The following is a 16,588-nucleotide window of genomic DNA, read 5'->3' on the forward strand; positions in this document are numbered from 1 at the left end:
AGCAGGCCGCGACCCGGTTGGCACGCGCGAAACGAGCCGTGCGCACGCCGGCGGCGCGTGTCCTGCCAGGGCGGCTCGGGCAGCCCTGCGTCTTCCCCGCGGCCGCTCGGCATGCGAGACCGCTCGCACGACGTTTCCAGGAGGGCCGCCCATGACCGTCGCCGACGAGGTCGTCACGCTCGACCGGGAGGGCGCGATCGCGATCGTCACCCTCGACAACCCGCCCGTGAACGCCACCTCCGCGGCGCTGCGCGCGGGGCTCGTCGACGCGATCGCGCGGGCCTGCGCCGACGCGGACGTGCGGGCGATCGTGCTGATCTGCGCCGGGCGCACCTTCGTCGCCGGCGCGGACGTGAGCGAGTTCGGCAAGCCGCGGGCCGAGCCGACGCTGCCCGACGTGCTCGCCGCGATCGAGGGCGCCTCGAAGCCCGTCGTCGCCGCGGTGCACGGCACGGCGCTCGGCGGCGGCTTCGAGCTCGCCATGGCCTGCCACCATCGCATCGCGACGCCGAACGCCGCCTTCGGCCTGCCGGAGGTCTCCCTCGGCCTGATCCCCGGCGCGGGCGGCACCCAGCGCCTGCCGCGGCTCGCGGGCATCGCGACGGCGCTCGCGATGATCGTCGAGGGCGAGCGGCTCGCGGGCGAGGCCGCGCGCGCGGCGGGTGTCGTCGATGCCCTGGCCGCGAGCGAGGAGAGCCTGCGGGCGGACGCGATCGCCTTCGCGCGCGATCTCCTCGCGCGCGGCCTCCCGCCGGAGCGGCTGCTGCGTAGGGTCGGCGACGAGACCGGGCGGCTCGCCCCCGATCCCGCCGCCTTCGAGGCGGCCCGCGCCCATGCGGGCAAGCGCCTGCGCGGGCAGGTCGCGCCGGAGCGGGCGATCGCCTGCGTCGCCGCGGCGCTCGACCGTCCGTTCGAGGAAGGCCTCGCCCTCGAGCGCGCCACCTTCGCCGAGCTGGAGGCGGGTCCGCAGTCGAAGGCCCTGCGCCACGCCTTCTTCGCCGAGCGCGAGGCTGCGAAGATCCCCGGCATCGGCAGGGACGTGCCCACCCGCGCGATCGAGCGCGTCGGCATCGTCGGCGCCGGCACGATGGGCACCGGCATCGCCATGGCCTTCCTCGACGCGGGCTTTCCCGTGACGATCGTCGAGGCGAAGCGGGAGGCGCTGGCCCGCGGCCGGAGCACGATCGAGACCACCTACGCCGGCTCCGTCGCCAAGGGGCGGATCGGGCAGGGCGAGGCGGATGCCCGGCGCGGCCGGCTTTCGACGTCGCTCTCCTACGACGATCTCGCCGACGTGGATCTCGTGATCGAGGCCGCCTTCGAGACGATGGACGTGAAGCGGGCCGTCTTCGCCGCCCTCGACCGGGTGGCGAAGCCGGGCGCGCTGCTCGCCACCAACACGTCCTACCTCGACGTCGACGCCATCGCGGCGACGACCTCGCGCCCGCAGGACGTGCTCGGCCTGCACTTCTTCTCGCCGGCCAACATCATGAAGCTGCTCGAGGTCGTGCGCGCGCAGAAGACCGCGCCCGACGCGATCGCCACCGCGATGGCGCTGGCCAAGCGCCTGCGCAAGGTCGCCGTGTGCGTGGGCGTCGCTCACGGCTTCGTCGGCAACCGCATGCTGGCGCGGCGACAGGCGGAGGCGACGCGCCTCGTCCTCGAAGGCGCCATGCCCTGGGACGTCGACCGCGTCCTCGTCGCCTTCGGCCTGCCGATGGGGCCGTTCCGGATGAGCGACCTCGCCGGGCTCGATCTCGGCTGGTCCCGGGAGACCTCCAGGGGCGAGACCTTGAAGGAGCGCCTGTGCGAGCGCGACCGGCGCGGGCAGAAGACGAAGGCCGGCTTCTACGACTACGACGAGGCGCGCGAGGCCACACCCTCGCCGGTCACCGAGGAAATCGTGCGCGCCATGTCCGCCGAGCAGGGCATCGCGCGCCGGGCGATCGCCGACGACGAGATCCTGGAGCGCTGCCTCTACCCGATGGTGGCCGAGGGCGCGCGCATCCTGGAGGAGGGCAAGGCGATCCGCGGCTCGGACGTCGACGTCGTCTGGATCAACGGCTACGGCTTCCCGGCCTGGCGCGGCGGCCCAATGTTCTGGGCGGACGAGACGGGGCTCGCGTCGATCGTCGCCGCCCTCGACCGCTACGCCGCCGCCCGGGCGACGCCAGGGGAGGGGGATGCGTACGCGGTGCCCGATCTCCTGCGCCGCCTCGCGGCGGAGGGCCGGAGGCTCTCGGACCGCTGACGGCGTGTTCGTCGGCTGGGCCTCGTGGAGAGGGGCCGGGGTGTAAGGCTAGAGGAAGAGGGGCGGCTCGCCGAAGGCGTCTCTCGGCATGTACGAGAAGGCCATTTCCTGCACGCCCCACACCCCCCCACCCCTCTCCGCGAGGGAGAGGGGAGCCCGTCGCGCGTGTCGCGAACGTGTTCGCGACACTATTCGGCGAAGGATGATCTCCGCCGGCCAGGAGATCCGCCGGCGCGCGTCATACCGCCTCGATCGCCGCCATCGTCGCGTCCGCCACCGTCAGGCCCTCGGCCCGCGCCTTTTCCCGCAGCGCCAGCCGCCGCATGCCCGGCAGCCGCGCGCCGTCCTGGCCCTCGATCATCGCGGCGAGCGCCGAGACGCGCATCAGCGACGCCTCGCCGCCGAGCGCGACCGGGTCGAGCGCCAGGATCAGCTGGCCGGTGCCGGGCGGCGGGCCCTCGGCGTCGAGGAAGGAGGAGGCCTCGGCCGCGTAGTTCGCGCCGGTGATGCCCGCCGCGAGCAGCTCGACCATGAGCGCCAGCGCCGTGCCCTTGGCGTCGCCGAGCGGCAGCATCGTGCCCTTCAGCGCCGCCTCGGCATCGGTCGTGGGGTTGCCGTTGGCGTCGAGCGCCCAGCCTTCGGGGATGGGCTCGCCCTTCTGCTTCGCGGCGAGGATGTTGCCGCGCGCGACCTTGGAGAGCGACAGGTCGACGACGATCGGCGCGCGGCCGGCGGGCATCGGGCAGGCGAAGGCGATCGGGTTCGTGCCGAAGACGGGGACACTGCCGCCCCAGGGGGCGATCGCGGCGGGCGTGTTGGCGAAGAGCAGAGCGACGAGCCCGGCCTGCGCCAGCGCCTCCACCGGGTGCCCGGCCGCGCCGCAATGGTGCGAGCGCCGGATCGCCGCCGCCGCCACGCCCTGGGCGCGGGCGATCTCGGGGAGCTCGTCGGCGACGATCGCGAGCGCCGGGTAGGCGAAGCCGTGGGCGGCGTCGACCGCGAGCACGCCCGGCCTCGGCCGGGTCGCCGTCGGCGTGGCGCGCCCGTCGACCTTGCCGGCCTTCGCCTGCGCCGCGTAGGTCGGCACGCGCGAGAGACCGTGGCCTTTCAGCCCGTCGGCTTCCGCCGCGACGAGGGCGCGGGCGACCCGGGCGGCGTTCTCGGGGGAGGTGTTCGCCCGCTCGAGCGCGGCGGCGACGACGTGCTCCGCTTGCGTGATGGTCAGGACCGGCATCGGGATCAGCCCTCCGTCAGTGCGCGGCGGACGGTCTCGGCGGTGACGGCGGAGACGCGCACGTTCGATTCGACGCTCACCCCGGCGATGTGCGGGGTGAGCACGAGGTTGGGGCAGCCGGCGAAGGCCGCGCCCTTCTCGGCGGGCAAGGGCTCCGTCTCGAAGACGTCGAGCGCGGCTCCGCCGAGGCGACCCGCCTTCAGGGCTGCGGCGAGCGCCGGCTCGTCGACGACCCCGCCGCGGGCGGCGTTGACGACGATCGCGTCGGGCTTCATCCCGGCGAGGGCGGCGGCGTCGATGAGGTTCCTCGTCTTCTCGGTCAGCGGCACGTGCAGCGAGACGACGTCCGCCTCCGCGAGGAGCGCGTCGAGCGCGCGCTTCGCGACCCGGCCCCAGGGCTGCGACCAGGCGGGATCGTCGTCCGCGACGAAGGGATCGTAGGCGACGATCGTCATGCCGAGCGCGGCGGCGCGCTTGCCGGTCTCCCGCGCGATCGCGCCGAAGCCGACGAGGCCCATGGTCTTCCCGAAGACCTCACGCCCCATCAGCCGGTTGCGTGGCCAGGCGCCCGCGATCACCTCGTCGGTCGCGGTGTAGGCACTGCGCATCAGCATCATCGCGGTGCCGACGACGTATTCCGCGACGCCGATGTCGTTGGCGCCGGTGGCGGGAAACACCTTCACCCCGCGTGCCTCGCAGGCCGCGACGTCGATGTTGTCGAGCCCCACGCCGAGACGCCCGACGCAGACGAGGGCGTCCGCGGCCTCCAGCAGCGCGCCGCGCACCTGCGTGCGATTGCGCACGATGAGCGCGCGCGCGCCCTTCACGGCGGCGGCGAGGTCGTCCGGGCGGTCGACGAGGCCCGGATCGTAGAGGACGTCGAAGTCGGACAGCGAGGCGGCGATCGCTGCCTCGTCCATGAACTCGCTGATGACGATGTCTGCCATGGCGGTGATCCGTTGCCTCAGATGACGAGGAGCGCGCCCGCGGCGAGCGCGAGAATGACGATGGTCGTGCCCGTCACGGTGGCGATGTGGCGCCAGCCCAGACGGGCGATGGCCGCGAGCGAGGTGCCGAGCCCCAGCGCGCCGATCGCGATCAGGAGCCCCCAGGTGGAGGCCAGGATCGCGATCTCGCGGACGGGCGCGTAGAGCGGCGCGAGCGCGGGCGCATAGGCCATCGCCGTGTTGAGGAGGCACAGGCCGAGGAACACGAAGGCGAAGACCGGTGCCGGCACCTTCGCGTTCTCCGCGTGGGCGCCGGAGCGGGCGAACCACCAGCCGATCACGAGCACGACCGGGAGCAGCAGGAACACGCGAAACAGCTTCACCACGACCGCGGTGTTGCCCGCGGTCTCGGACACGGCGTAGCCGGCGCCCACGACCTGCGCCACGTCGTGGATGGTCGCGCCGAGCAGCACGCCTGTCGTCTGATGATCGAAGCCGAGCACCGCTCCGAGCGGCGGGTAGGCGATCATCGCCAGCGTCGAGAGCGCATTCACGGCGACGACCACGAAGGCGACGTCCGCCTCCTTCCCCTTGTAGTTGGGGAGCACCGTGGTGGTGGCGAGCGCCGCGGAGGCGCCGCACACGGCGGTCGCCGCGCCGGCGAGCGCGCCGTATTCGGAGCGCTGGCCCAGCGCGCGGGCGAGCGCGAAGCCGGCGAGGATGGTGAGCGCCATCGAGGCGACGACCATGAGCGCGACGCCGATCCCGAGCGCGACGATGTCGCCGAGCGCGATGCGAAGCCCGAGCAGCGCCACGGCCCAGCGCAGGAGCTTCTTCACGCAGAAGGTCAGCCCGGGCTGGAAGAGGGGCGCGGCGGCGGGCCGGTTGAGCGCGATGCCGAGGAGGAGGGCGAGCACCATCGCGGGGATGGGGAAGACGAGCGCCACGGCGGGCGCCGCGAGCGTCGCCGCGACCGCCACCGCGGTCGCGAACAGGATGCCGGGGGCGAGATCGCGCGCGGTCCCGGTGATCGAGCCGCTCGTCGTAGGGGAGGGGGCGTTCATGCGCGCTCTTGTGCTGGACCGGGCCGGCGATGTCATCCCCGGCCACGGACGGATCCATTGCCGAAGCGATGGCATCGGCGTCGCGCCAACCGCCGACGCCCCACACCCCCGGCCCCTCTCCACGAGGGAGAGGGGAGAACGGCGGCGGCCTCGGCGTGCGCGATTGCCTAGCCGGGCCGGCCGTCTCGTTCGCGCGGCGGCGACGCGTGAGACCTGTTCCCCTCTCCCTCGTGGAGAGGGGCTAGGGGTGTGGGGCGTGCAGGACGATCGCGGCGGTCATGAAGGCCGCCGCGCCTCGGCTTCCCGAGACGCGGCAACCCGTCTCGTTCAAGCCGAGCGGTACAGCTTCGTCATCACGAACTCGCGGTGGCCGAGCGCCTCCGCGGCGGTGAGGCGGCCGTTGGCGGTGCGCACCACCATGTCGATGAGCGCGTCGCCCGCCTGCGGGATCGTCATGTCGCGGCGCAGCACGCCGGACACGTCGACGTCGACGTGCTCCGACATCGTGCGCACGGTGCGCGGGTTGCCGGTGATCTTCACCACGGGGACGATCGGGTTGCCGATGACGTTGCCCTGGCCCGTCGGGAACGTGTGGACCACGTAGCCCGCCGCCGCCATCAGGGTGACGCACTCGGCCGCGGCCGAGGACGTGTCCATGAAGTAGAGCCCCGGACCCTTGGCGGGCGCCTCGGCGGGCTCCAGCACGTCGATGTAGGTGCACTCGCGGCCGATCTTCTCGAGATTGCCGAGCGCCTTCTCCTCGATCGTGGTCAGGCCGCCGGCGATGTTGCCCTTCGTCGGCTGGCTCTCGGAGAGATCCGACGTCTTGAAGGGCTCGATCACCTCGTCCATGTAGGCCTGCCAGGTCGCCATGAACTTCTCGCCGATCTCCGGGTTCGCCGCGCGCGCCTTGCACAGGTGCTCGGCGCCGGTGATCTCGGAGGTCTCGCCGAACACGCCGGTGAGGCCGAGCGGGATCAGCTTGTCGTACATGTTGCCGACGGTGGGGCAGGAGGCGAGGCCCGTCGTCGTGTCGCTCTCGCCGCACTTCGTCGAGACCCACAGGTCCTTGATCGGGCAGGTCTCGCGCTGCAGCTCGGACGCCCACTGAAGGTAGTCCTTGGCGACCCGCGAGGCCTTGGCGATCGTCATGATGTCGCCGGTGCCCTCGATGCCGAAGCCCGTGACCGGCTTGCCGGTCTTGGCGATGCCGTCGACGACGCGCTGGGTCCAGCCGTCCTCGATCCCGATCACCACCACGGCGGCGACGTTCGGGTTCGAGCCGATGCCGATCAGCGTGCGGAAATGGAGGTCGAGATCCTCGCCGAACTGCAGGCGCCCGTAGGCGTGGGGGAGGGCTAGCGTGCCCTTGATGTTGTTCGCCACCGCCTCGCAGGCGGCATTGGACAGATCGTCGAGGGGCAGGAGGACGACGTGGTTGCGCACGCCGACGCGGCCGTTCTCGCGACGCCAGCCCATGAACTCGAGGCTCGAATACTGCATCGTCATGGCTTTCGTCCTCACCAGCGCTTGGTCTTGACGTTGTGGACGTGGACGTGCTCGCCCACGCCGACGGGCTTCACGGCCTTGCCGATGTCCTGCCCGTACTTCCAGATCGTGTCGCCCTCGGCGATGTCCTTCAGCGCGACCTTGTGGCCGATCGGGACGTCCATCTTCGCGGTGAGCCGGAAGGACGAATTGTCCTCGGTGACGACGCACAGCATCTCGGTGCCGGCCTTCAGATCCTCCACGACGACGACACCGACGGTGTCCTTCTTGTCGTGCACGAGGAGATGCGGGATCCCCATGGTGTCCTCTCGACGAATTGGTGGTGGAGGTCTTGTATAAGACACATGATCGAGGGTCAAGGCACGTCCGCCACGCGGCAACCCGTTGGCGGGGCGCGTTTTCCCATCTAGTCTTGCATAAGACAATAGACATGAAATGGATTGACAGGGGGGCCTCGCCGCGCTCTCCTCCGCGTCGAGCGCCCCGCGAGAGGGCGCCGCGGGACCAACCGCGATCCCCATCGGAGAGGAAACAGCCGCATGAACCGCACCACCCCGATCCTCGCGCTGGCGCTCGGCGCCGGCATGGTCGCCGCGCCGGCCTTCGCCTTCCCCGACAAGGACGTCGACTACATCATCCCGTTCTCGCCCGGCGGCGAGTCGGACGTCGCCGCGCGCCTGCAGCAGCCGGTCTTCGCCGAGGAGTTCGGCCGGCAGCTCATCGTCAAGTACCAGGCTGGCGCCGGCGGGGCGCAGGCGTGGTCGCAGCTCAACTCCATGCCCGCCGACGGCCACACGATCATGGGCATCAACCTGCCCCACGTGATCCTCCAGCCGATGATGAGCTCGCCCGGCTACGAAACCGCGGACCTGACGCCGGTCTACTGGTTCCACTACACGCCCGACGCCATCATCGTGAACGCGTCGAGCCAGTTCGAGACGCTCGAGGACCTCGTGTCGTTCGCCCGGGAGAACCCGGGCATGGTCACCTTCTCCGGCTCGGGCTCGAACTCGGCGAACAGCCTCGCGCAGACGCGCTTCGACACGCTCGCCGGCGTCACCACCACCTACGTGCCGTTCTCGGGCACCGGACCGTCGACGACGGCGCTGCTGGGTGACCAGGTCTCGGCCTCCTGGGGCTACTCGACGGTCGCCGCCGCGCAGGGCGACCAGGTGCGCATGCTCGCCGTCGCCGCCGAGGAACGCCTGCCGCTCTTCCCCGACGTGCCGACCTTCCGGGAAGCCGGCTACGACATGGTCGGCGGCGCCTATCGCGGGGTGGCGGTGCCCAAGGACACGCCCGAGGAGGTCCGCCGGGCGGTGTCCGACGCCTTCCAGGCGATGAACAACGAGCCGGCCATGCGCCAGGCGATGGACGACGGCGCCTTCGTCGTGATCGACGTGCCGTACGAGGAAGTCGCGGCGTTCATGGCCCTGCGCCGCGAGGAGATCGCGGCGGCCGCGGCCGCCGCGAACTGAGCGCCCCCGCGCATCCCCGACGACCCGTCGTTCCGGCGGGCGGCGCGTCCCTCCTCGCCGCCCGCCGGACCTCCCGCATCTCGCCGACGCCGCGCCCGCCGGGGCGCGCGGGCGCCCGAGGATCGTCCGCCGATGGACCTCCTGCCGTATCTCGCCCAGGCGCTCACGCCGTTCAACCTGCTGCTCGCGCTGGGCGGCGTGGTGCTCGGCACGCTCATCGGCGCGCTGCCCGGCCTCTCCGCGACGATGGCGGTCGCGGTGCTCGTTCCCTTCACCTTCGCCATGGTGCCGGCCTCGGGCCTGATCGCGCTCGGCGCGATCTACACAGGCGCCATCTACGGCGGCGCCTTCGCGGCGATCCTGGTCAACACGCCGGGCACGCCCTCGGCGATCGCCACCACCTTCGACGGTTTTCCCATGGCCAAGCGCGGCGACGGCAACCTCGCCGTGACGCTCGCGACGCTGGGCTCGGTCGTCGGCGGGCTCGTCGGCGCGCTCGCGCTGCTCTTTCTGTCGCCTCCCTTGTCGAAGGTGGCGCTGGCCTTCGGGCCGCCGGAATACTTCTGGCTCGCGATCTTCGGCCTGACGCTGATCTCGGCGCTCTCGCAGGGCGACACGCTCAAGGGCATCCTCGGCGCCGCGTTCGGTCTCTTCCTCGCCACTGTGGGCGTGGCCGTCGTGGGCGGGGACGTGCGCTACACGCTCGACCAGCCGATGCTGGTCGGCGGGTTCGACGTTATCGCGGCGCTCATCGGCCTCTATTGCATCCCCGTCGTCATCGACCTCGTGGCGCGGCCCGACCCGCACCTGAAGGTCTCGGTCCAGGCCGGCGGCTTCCGGCTCGCCGAGGCGATGGGACACTGCGCGCGCAACTGGTTCAACCTGATTCGCTCCTCCGTGATCGGCACCGTCGTGGGCATCCTGCCGGGTGCGGGCGGCTCGATCGCCTCGCTCGTCTCCTACTCGGAGGCACGGCGCTCGGCGAAGCACCCCGAGCGCTTCGGCAAGGGCGAGCCGGGCGGCGTGCTCGCCACGGAGAGCGCCAACAACGCCACCGTCGGCGGCGGCTTCATCCCGACCCTCGTGCTCGGCATTCCCGGCACGCCGCCCGACGCCGTCATCCTCGGCGCTCTCCTGGTGCAGGGCATCCGCACGGGACCGGGCCTGTTCACCGGCCAGGGCGACATCGTCTACACGTTCATCTTCGGGCTCCTGATCGCGACGGTGCTGATGCTGCCGGTGGGGCTTCTGATCGGGCGCTACGCCTACCAGGCGATCGTCTCGATCCCCAAGGCGGTGCTGGTGCCCACCGTGGCGTTCCTGACGATCATCGGATCGTTCGCGATCCACAACTCGATGCACGACGTCTATACGATGCTCGGCCTGGGCTTCCTCGGCTGGATCCTGGCGCGCTTCGGCTTCGCGCCGTCGCCGATCGTGCTCGGCATCATCCTGGGGCCGATCGCCGAGCAGGGCTTCGTGCAGGCCTGGCTCATCGGCAACGCGCAGGGCAACGTGCTCGGCATGTTCTTCGGGCGCCCGATCAGCCTCGCCATCGCGGCGCTCGCGCTGCTGACGCTCTTCTATCCCCTCCTCACCGACATGCTGAAGGCTCGTCGCGCTCGCCGCGGCGGCACGGCGGCGACGCCCCGGGAGACGATCGATGCGGACTGAGCCCGGCTCGAACCGCGCGCCGGAGCGCGCGCGCGGCGATGTCGGCACCATCGTGCTGTGCGTGCTCTTCGTCGCGCTCGGCGGCTGGATGGTCGCCGGCAGCATGGCGATGAGCCCGCTCGGCGCCGTGTTCCCGCGGGTGATCGCAGCGATCATGATCGCGAGCGCGTTGGGCATCCTCGCCCTGCGGGCGCTCGGGCGGGCGAGCCACGGGCCCGCGGTCGAGACCGGCTCGACGCCGCGGCGGCTCCTGCTCTGCGTGGTGCTGGTCGCCTGGGCCGCGCTGATGCCGCGGCTCGGCTTCTTCGCGACCTCGGTCGCGGGCTTCCTCGCCGTCCTCGCCATCGCCGAGTACGATCGCTGGACGGCGAAGCGCACCGCGGCCTACGTCGCCGCGGCGCTCGCGCTGGTCGGCGGGTTCTGGCTGCTCTTTGTCGAGGTGCTGCTCGTGCCGGTGCCGCGGGGCGTGCTGTTCTGAGGCCGGCTCACGGAATCGGCGCCGGGAAGAGCGCATCCGTGCGCCCCGTCAGCCGATAGGCGAGAAGACCCACCCACTCGCGCGCCGCGACGTCGAGCCGCTGGAGCCCGGCGGAGATCGAGCGGAAGCCGCTCGTTCCCTCGCGGCCCCCCACGGTGCGGAAGTCGGTGGGGTAGGGCACCACCTCGAAGCCGGCGCGCCGGAACACGCCGATCGAGCGCGGCATGTGCCAGGCCGAGGTGACGAGGAGCCAGCGGCTGCCGGGCACGGGCCCGACCGCCTCGCGAGAATAGACGGCGTTCTGGAAGGTGTTCTGCGAGCGATCCTCGATCACGAGCCGCTCCGGCGCGACCCCCATGGCGACGAGCGCGTCCGCCATCGCCTGGGCCTCCGTGTGCCGATCGGCACCGATCAGGCTCGAGCTGCCCCCCGAGAGCACGATCGGCACGTCGGGATGGCGCCCCGCGAGGATGACGGCGGTGGTCAGCCGGTCCGCCGCCTCGTTGACGACCGGCTGGCCGAGCTCGATCGAGGCGTCCTGCGCGATCGCCCCGCCGAGCACGACGATGCCGTCGATCGGCGCGCCGGTCTCCGCGTAGACGGGAAAGCGCGTCTCCAGCGGGTTCATCAGGAGGCTCGCGACGGGCGTGAGCCCGAGGATCGCCAGCGCGGCCGCGGCGGTCCAGGCGAGGCCGAGGCCGATGCGGCGTGCCCGCGCCCAGCCGGCGAGGGCGAGCCCCGCGACGAGCGCGATCAACATCAGGTTCGAGGGCGCGAGCACGAACCAGGCGACCTTGGAGAGGACGAAGAACACGGGGTGCGCCTCGTCTCAGCTTCGGGCCGTCTCGGCCTCGAAGCGGGCCTTGGTCTCGGCGTTCGGCGGATAGAGTCCCGGCAGCGGCACGCCGCGCTCGACCTCGCGCATGATCCAGGCCTCGAGCCGCTCCTGCTCGACCGCCGCCACCGCGACCTCGGCGACCATCGCCTTGGGGATGACGACCGCGCCGTCCCCGTCCGCGACGATCACGTCGCCGGGGAAGACGGCGACGCCGCCGCAGCCGATCGGCTGTTCCCAGCCCACGAAGGTCAGCCCGGCGACCGAGGCGGGCGCGGCGACGCCGTCGCACCAGACCGGCAGCCCGGTGCCGCGCACGCCCTCGCCGTCGCGCACGGCGCCGTCGGTGACGAGCGCCTTGACGCCGCGCTTCCTCATGCGCGCGCACAGGATGTCGCCGAAGATGCCCGCGTCCGTCACGCGCATCGCGTCCGCCACGCAGATCGCGCCCTCGGGCATCGCCTCGATGGCGGCGCGGGTCGAGGTGGGCGAGCCCCAGCTCTCCGGCGTCGCGAGGTCCTCGCGCATCGGCACGAAGCGCAGCGTGAACGCCTCGCCCACCACGCGCTCGGAGGTCGCGAAGGCGGCCTTGGGCCCGGACATCCAGGAGCGGCGCACGCCCTTCTTGAGGAGCACGGTCGTCAGCGTCGCGGTGGTGGCGGCGTGGAGGGCGTCGGCGATGGTCTTGTCGAGGGGCATGGGGATGGGGTCCGGTGAAAGGTGGCGCACCCTAGCCGCCCCGCCGCCTCGGTGGAAGGCGTCGTGCGCACGTCACGCTCGCATCACCCCCGCACCAGCGCCCGCGCCATGTCGGCCTCGAGCCGCGACCAGGGCGCCATCCGCGCCTGCGCCTCGCGGTAGCTCGCGACGATCCGCGCTGCGAGATCGGAGCCTCCGGCGATGGCGTCGATCTCGGCATCGGCGGCCGCGACCGCGGCCTGCATCAGGTCGGCGGGGAAGCCTTCGAGCCGCACCTCCGCTTCCGAGAGCATGGCCCTGAGTCCAATGGCGTTTCGCCGATGCGCATCGGCGAGCGCGAGCGCGTGCTCGGCCTGCGCCGCCTCCGCGACGACGCGGCGCAGCTCCTCGGGCAGGGCGGCGAGGGCGGTGGAATTCACCAGGAGTTCGCTGGCGCCGTTGGGCTTGGCGAAGCCGGGGGCGTAATAGAGCGGTGCGACCTGGTGGAGGCCGAGCTCGTAGTCGCTCGCCGGGGCGAGGAACTCGACCGCGTCGACCGTCCCGCGCTCCAGCGCCGTATAGGTCTCGCCCGCCGGTATCGTCACCGGCGTCGCCCCGAGCCGCTCGTAGATCCGAGCGCCGAGCCCGGCGACGCGGATGCGTAGGCCCGCGACGTCGGCGAGGCTCGCGATCGGCCGTCGGAAGAAGCCGCCCATGCACGGGCCGGTATTGCCCGCCAGGAAGGGCGTCACGCCGAGGCGTCCGTAGAGCTCCTCCCACAGCGCCTGCCCGCCGCCGAAGGCGAGCCAGGCATGGTGCTCGATCGGCCCGAGCCCGAAGGGAACGGTGGTGAAGAAGGCGGCTTCGGGGACGCGGCCCTGCCAGTAGAGCGCGGCGCTGTGGCCGGCCTCCACGGTGCCGTTCGAGACCGCGTCGAGCACCGAGAAGGCCGGCACGATCTCGCCCGCTGCGAAGAGGTCGACCACGAGCCGCCCGCCGGACATGGCGTCGATGCGGTCGACGATGCGCTGCGCCGTCACGCCGGGTCCGGCCTGGCCGCGCGGCCAGGAGGTCACGAGGCGCCAGCGGATCGGCGCGTCCTGCGCGAGCGCGGGGGCGGCGAGCGCGCCGCCGGCGAGGCCGAGCGCTACGCGGCGGGTGAGGCGGCTACCAGATGCCATGGAAATGATGCACGGGCCCGTGCCCGCTCCCGATCTCGAGCCCGTCGGCGGCGGCGATCGCGCCGGCGAGCCACTCCTTGGCCGTGCGCGCGGCCTCGGCGAGGGAGGCGCCCTTCGCCAGTTCCGCGGCGATCGCCGACGAGAGCGTGCAGCCGGTCCCGTGCGTGTTGCGAGTCGCGATCCGCGGGGCGACGAGCCGGGTGACGCCCCGCGGCTCGACGAGCAGATCGACGCTTTCCGGCCCCGAGCCGTGGCCGCCCTTGATCAGGACCGCCTCGGGGCCGAGCGCCAGCAGCCGCTCGCCCTGGGCGCGCATGGCGTCCTCGTCCTCGGCGACGGGCGCCCCGAGCAGCGCCGCCGCCTCGGGCAGGTTCGGGGTGAGCAGGAGGGCGCGGGGCAGGAGGACCGTGCGCAGGGTCTCGACCGCGTCGTCCGAGAGGAGCTTGTCGCCGGACGCCGCCACCATCACCGGATCGAGCACCACGCGGGTCACGCCGTGCCGGGCGAGGCCGGCGGCGACCGCCTCGATCACGGCGGGCCGGGAGAGCATGCCGATCTTCACGGCGTCGACCTTCAGGTCCGAGAGCACGCTGTCCATCTGCGCCGCGACGAACTCCGCGGGCACGTCGTGGATGCCCTGGACGCCGCGGGTGTTCTGGGCGGTGAGCGCGGCGATCACGCTCGCGCCGTAGACGCCGCGGGCGGAGAAGGTCTTCAGGTCGGCCTGGATGCCGGCGCCGCCGCCCGAATCCGAGCCGGCGATGGTGAGGGCGATGGCGGTCATGCGGTCTCCTCGTTGGGTCAGGCGCCGCGGGCGGCGAGCGCCTCGTCGACGAGGCGGCGCAGGCGCCCCGCGGCGGCGGTGGGGTCGTCGGCGCCGAAGATCGCGGAGATGACGGCGATGCCGTCCGCGCCCGCGCCGATCACGGAGCGGGCGTTCGTTTCGTCGATGCCGGCGATGGCGCCGAGCGGCAGGCCCGGCGCCGCCGCGCGGCCCGCGGCGGCGACCGCCGCGAGGCCCGAGAGCCCGATCGGCGGGTCCGGGTTGTCCTTCGACGTCGTGGCGAACACGCCGCCGATGCAGCCGTAGTCGACGGGCACCTGCGCGAGCGCGCGGGCGTGGTCGGGCGTCTTCAGCGTCCAGCCGATGATCGCGTCGGGCCCGAGCAGGCGACGCGTGTCGCGCGGGTCCATGTCGCTCTGGCCGAGATGGACGCCGTCCGCCCCCGCGGCGAGCGCGACGTCGACGCGATCGTTGACGAGGAGCGGCACACCCGTGCCGGAGAGCGTCGTCCTCAGCGCGCGGGCGAGGTCGACGAGCGTGCGCGTGTCCGCGTGCTTCTCGCGCAGCTGCACCAGCGTCGCCCCGCCCGCCACGGCGCGCCCGACGAGGTCGACGAGATCGCGCCCGCGCGCGTCCGCGAGGCCGACGATGGCGTAGAGGCGAAGGTCGACGGGGTTCCTGGCGGCGTGATTCACGAGACCCTCGCACGGGAGACGAGCGCCGCCCCGTCGAGCGCGTCGAGCGCATCGAGGTAGGCGGCGGGGAAGGAGCCGGGGCCGGCGGCGCGGCCGCCGGCGATCTCGCCGGCGACGCCGAGAACGACGAGCGCCGCCGCCGCGGCGACGAGCGCGTCGTCCTCCAGCGCGGCGAAGGCGGCGACGAGCGCGGAGCCCGCGCAACCCATCGCGGTGACGCGGGCCATCAGCGGGTGTCCGTTGGCGATGCGGACGGCGCGGGTGCCGTCGGTCACGAGATCGGTCGGGCCGGTGAGGGCGACGACGCAGCCGTGATCGCGGGCGAAATCCATCGCGGCCTCCGCCGTCGGCGCGCGTCCGGCGAGCGCCTCGAGCTCTCCCGGGTTCAGCCGCACGATCGCCGGGCGCGTGCGCAGCAGATCGCGGGCGACGCCGAGGCGGGGCGGCGACGCCTCGACGAAGACCGGATCGAGCACGAGCGGCCGGTTCGCCTCGCGCGCGGCGGCGACGGCGACGGGGATGCCGGCCCGGCGCTCCGCGTCGAGCGTGCCGAGGTTGACGAGCACGGCGTCCGCGAGCCGCGCGAAGTGAGCGGCCTCCTCGGCGGCGATGGTCAGCGAGGGGATCGCGCCCGCGGCGAGCAGCAGGTTCGCGGTGAAGGCCTGCGCTGCGGCGTTGGTGAGCGCGTGCACCCGCGGGCGCCGGGCGCGGGCCTCCGCGAGGAGCCGGGCGGCGTGCTCCGCGATCCGATGCGTTGCGATGTCATGAGACGCGGCGGCGCGCGCGGGCGCGTTCTCGTCCATGTCTCGTTCCCTCCGCCGGCACGACCCGGATCAGGTTCGATGGGTTGGCGCATGCGCCTCTCAGCCCGGACGGGCACCCCGTGAGACCGTGGAAGAGGAGTTAGCGCGCCCGCCCGCCGCGCGCAAGGGGTGGCCGAACCCGGGCAGGATCGCTCCGCCGGGAAGGGCGGCGCATCATCGGACCGCGAGCACCACGGACATGCGCTGTGCGAAGAGCGGCCAGTCCTGCTTCATCCCGGGCGCGACCAGGGGATCGTGATAGGACACCACGGCCCACCCCCCGTTCGGCGTCTGGTAGACGTCCATTCCCGTGATCACGACGAAGTGGCTCCCGTCCACGTGCGCCACGATCGGCCGGCCGGTCCGGCGCAGGTGCGTGATGAAGTCCGGCGCCCAACGACTGATCTCGAGCGTGCCGATCCGGCCGCCGAACATGCCGACGAGACGGGAGATTTCGCTGATGTGCCCGGGACGCAGGCAGAGATCCGGGCGTCGGCAGCACGGCGCGCCGTAGGCGAGTTCCAGCATCTGGCACTGGCTGGGGGTCGGCAGCCCGACCGTCTCCGCCGCCATCTTCGCGCTGGCGACCCAGCACCAGACGACCGTGTCCTGACGGTGGTAGGGGACGGACAGATGGACGCTGTCGACGAGGACTTGCGCGCGCGCTTCACCGCCGCGCGTCCCCGCGACGGCCAGAACACACGACAGGAGAACGAGAGCGCGTACCGCTGTCGCCCACGAGCGAAACGTCATGATGGCCCCCATACGCTCCCCGAGTGGCATCAGACTGTCACGCCCGGCCGAGCGTGGCAATCGGCCGTTCCGGTTTCGCGACGGCCGATCGGGCTTGAACCGGAAGGAAGGAGCGAACATTGTCGGCGCGTACCACCCCAGGGCCTCGTCCCGACGACCGCGACCGTGCGCTCGCGCACGGCACGGTCTCGCGCAGGCGCGAATTCAGATCATAGCCAATTCCG

General features: G+C 72.7%; 16 protein-coding genes and 1 riboswitch. Of the genes, 4 read left to right on the forward strand and 12 right to left on the reverse strand.

From position 1 onward, the window contains the following. The first annotated feature begins 151 nt into the window (after positions 1-151). A complete protein-coding gene (locus AB9M23_RS04625) occupies positions 152-2,251 on the forward strand; it encodes a 3-hydroxyacyl-CoA dehydrogenase NAD-binding domain-containing protein (protein ID WP_372422907.1) in 2,100 nt (699 codons plus the stop codon). Between the two features lie 238 nt (positions 2,252-2,489). Here AB9M23_RS04625 and AB9M23_RS04630 read toward each other — a convergent pair whose 3' ends face one another. The 5 genes from AB9M23_RS04630 to AB9M23_RS04650 form a co-directional block, all read right to left on the reverse strand. Next, entirely contained in the window at positions 2,490-3,485 is a 996-nt protein-coding gene (locus AB9M23_RS04630) for an Ldh family oxidoreductase (RefSeq protein ID WP_372422908.1), read from the reverse strand. 5 nt (positions 3,486-3,490) lie between these two features. Then, positions 3,491-4,432, reverse strand: coding sequence for a hydroxyacid dehydrogenase (locus AB9M23_RS04635; protein WP_372422910.1), 942 nt, complete (start codon positions 4,430-4,432; stop codon positions 3,491-3,493). Between the two features lie 17 nt (positions 4,433-4,449). Beyond that, a complete protein-coding gene (locus tag AB9M23_RS04640; RefSeq protein ID WP_372422912.1) occupies positions 4,450-5,496 on the reverse strand; it encodes a YeiH family protein in 1,047 nt (348 codons plus the stop codon). Positions 5,497-5,823: 327 nt separating this feature from the next. Beyond that, on the reverse strand, positions 5,824-7,005 hold the full coding sequence (locus tag AB9M23_RS04645) for a UxaA family hydrolase (RefSeq protein ID WP_372422914.1): 1,182 nt from the start codon (positions 7,003-7,005) through the stop codon (positions 5,824-5,826). Positions 7,006-7,016: 11 nt separating this feature from the next. Next, complete coding sequence (locus AB9M23_RS04650; protein ID WP_372422916.1) at positions 7,017-7,304, reverse strand: UxaA family hydrolase; 288 nt, start codon at positions 7,302-7,304, stop codon at positions 7,017-7,019. 240 nt (positions 7,305-7,544) lie between these two features. Here AB9M23_RS04650 and AB9M23_RS04655 point away from each other — a divergent pair, with 240 nt between their 5' ends. From AB9M23_RS04655 to AB9M23_RS04665, 3 genes are all read left to right on the forward strand, one after another. Continuing rightward, positions 7,545-8,483 carry a tripartite tricarboxylate transporter substrate binding protein gene (locus AB9M23_RS04655; protein WP_372422918.1) on the forward strand — a complete coding sequence of 313 codons (939 nt, stop codon included), beginning with the start codon at positions 7,545-7,547 and terminating at the stop codon, positions 8,481-8,483. 132 nt (positions 8,484-8,615) lie between these two features. After that, positions 8,616-10,157 (forward strand): tripartite tricarboxylate transporter permease, encoded by a 1,542-nt coding sequence (locus AB9M23_RS04660; protein WP_372422920.1) that lies wholly within the window; start codon positions 8,616-8,618, stop codon positions 10,155-10,157. After that, positions 10,147-10,635: a tripartite tricarboxylate transporter TctB family protein gene (locus AB9M23_RS04665; RefSeq protein WP_372422922.1), complete on the forward strand. Its 489-nt coding sequence runs from the start codon at positions 10,147-10,149 to the stop codon at positions 10,633-10,635. Before AB9M23_RS04660 ends, AB9M23_RS04665 begins: the two co-directional genes overlap by 11 nt. A 7-nt stretch (positions 10,636-10,642) precedes the next feature. Here the strand turns inward: AB9M23_RS04665 and AB9M23_RS04670 are convergent, their stop codons facing one another. The 7 genes from AB9M23_RS04670 to AB9M23_RS04700 all read right to left on the reverse strand — a co-directional run bounded on the left by AB9M23_RS04670 (position 10,643) and on the right by AB9M23_RS04700 (position 16,364). Then, on the reverse strand, positions 10,643-11,449 hold the full coding sequence (locus AB9M23_RS04670) for a YdcF family protein (protein WP_372422923.1): 807 nt from the start codon (positions 11,447-11,449) through the stop codon (positions 10,643-10,645). A 15-nt stretch (positions 11,450-11,464) separates the two neighbouring features. Beyond that, positions 11,465-12,169: a ribonuclease activity regulator RraA gene (locus AB9M23_RS04675; RefSeq protein ID WP_372422924.1), complete on the reverse strand. Its 705-nt coding sequence runs from the start codon at positions 12,167-12,169 to the stop codon at positions 11,465-11,467. Positions 12,170-12,252: 83 nt separating this feature from the next. Further along, positions 12,253-13,329, reverse strand: a complete 1,077-nt coding sequence (locus tag AB9M23_RS04680; protein WP_372422925.1) for a TRAP transporter substrate-binding protein — start codon at positions 13,327-13,329, stop codon at positions 12,253-12,255. After that, on the reverse strand, positions 13,316-14,113 hold the full coding sequence (gene thiD, locus AB9M23_RS04685) for a bifunctional hydroxymethylpyrimidine kinase/phosphomethylpyrimidine kinase (protein WP_372422927.1): 798 nt from the start codon (positions 14,111-14,113) through the stop codon (positions 13,316-13,318). The genes AB9M23_RS04680 and thiD overlap by 14 nt, the downstream gene beginning before the upstream one ends. A 17-nt stretch (positions 14,114-14,130) precedes the next feature. Continuing rightward, positions 14,131-14,808, reverse strand: coding sequence for a thiamine phosphate synthase (gene thiE / locus AB9M23_RS04690; protein ID WP_372422929.1), 678 nt, complete (start codon positions 14,806-14,808; stop codon positions 14,131-14,133). After that, positions 14,805-15,611, reverse strand: a complete 807-nt coding sequence (gene thiM, locus AB9M23_RS04695) for a hydroxyethylthiazole kinase (RefSeq protein WP_372422931.1) — start codon at positions 15,609-15,611, stop codon at positions 14,805-14,807. Before thiM ends, thiE begins: the two co-directional genes overlap by 4 nt. Further along, a riboswitch (TPP riboswitch) is annotated at positions 15,601-15,702 on the reverse strand. (Overlaps the previous gene by 11 nt.) An 83-nt stretch (positions 15,703-15,785) precedes the next feature. Next, positions 15,786-16,364, reverse strand: coding sequence for a papain-like cysteine protease family protein (locus AB9M23_RS04700; protein ID WP_372422933.1), 579 nt, complete (start codon positions 16,362-16,364; stop codon positions 15,786-15,788). Positions 16,365-16,588 lie beyond the last annotated feature (224 nt).

The sequence above is a fragment of the Salinarimonas chemoclinalis genome, assembly GCF_041514305.1.
Classification (GTDB): domain Bacteria; phylum Pseudomonadota; class Alphaproteobacteria; order Rhizobiales; family Beijerinckiaceae; genus Salinarimonas; species Salinarimonas chemoclinalis.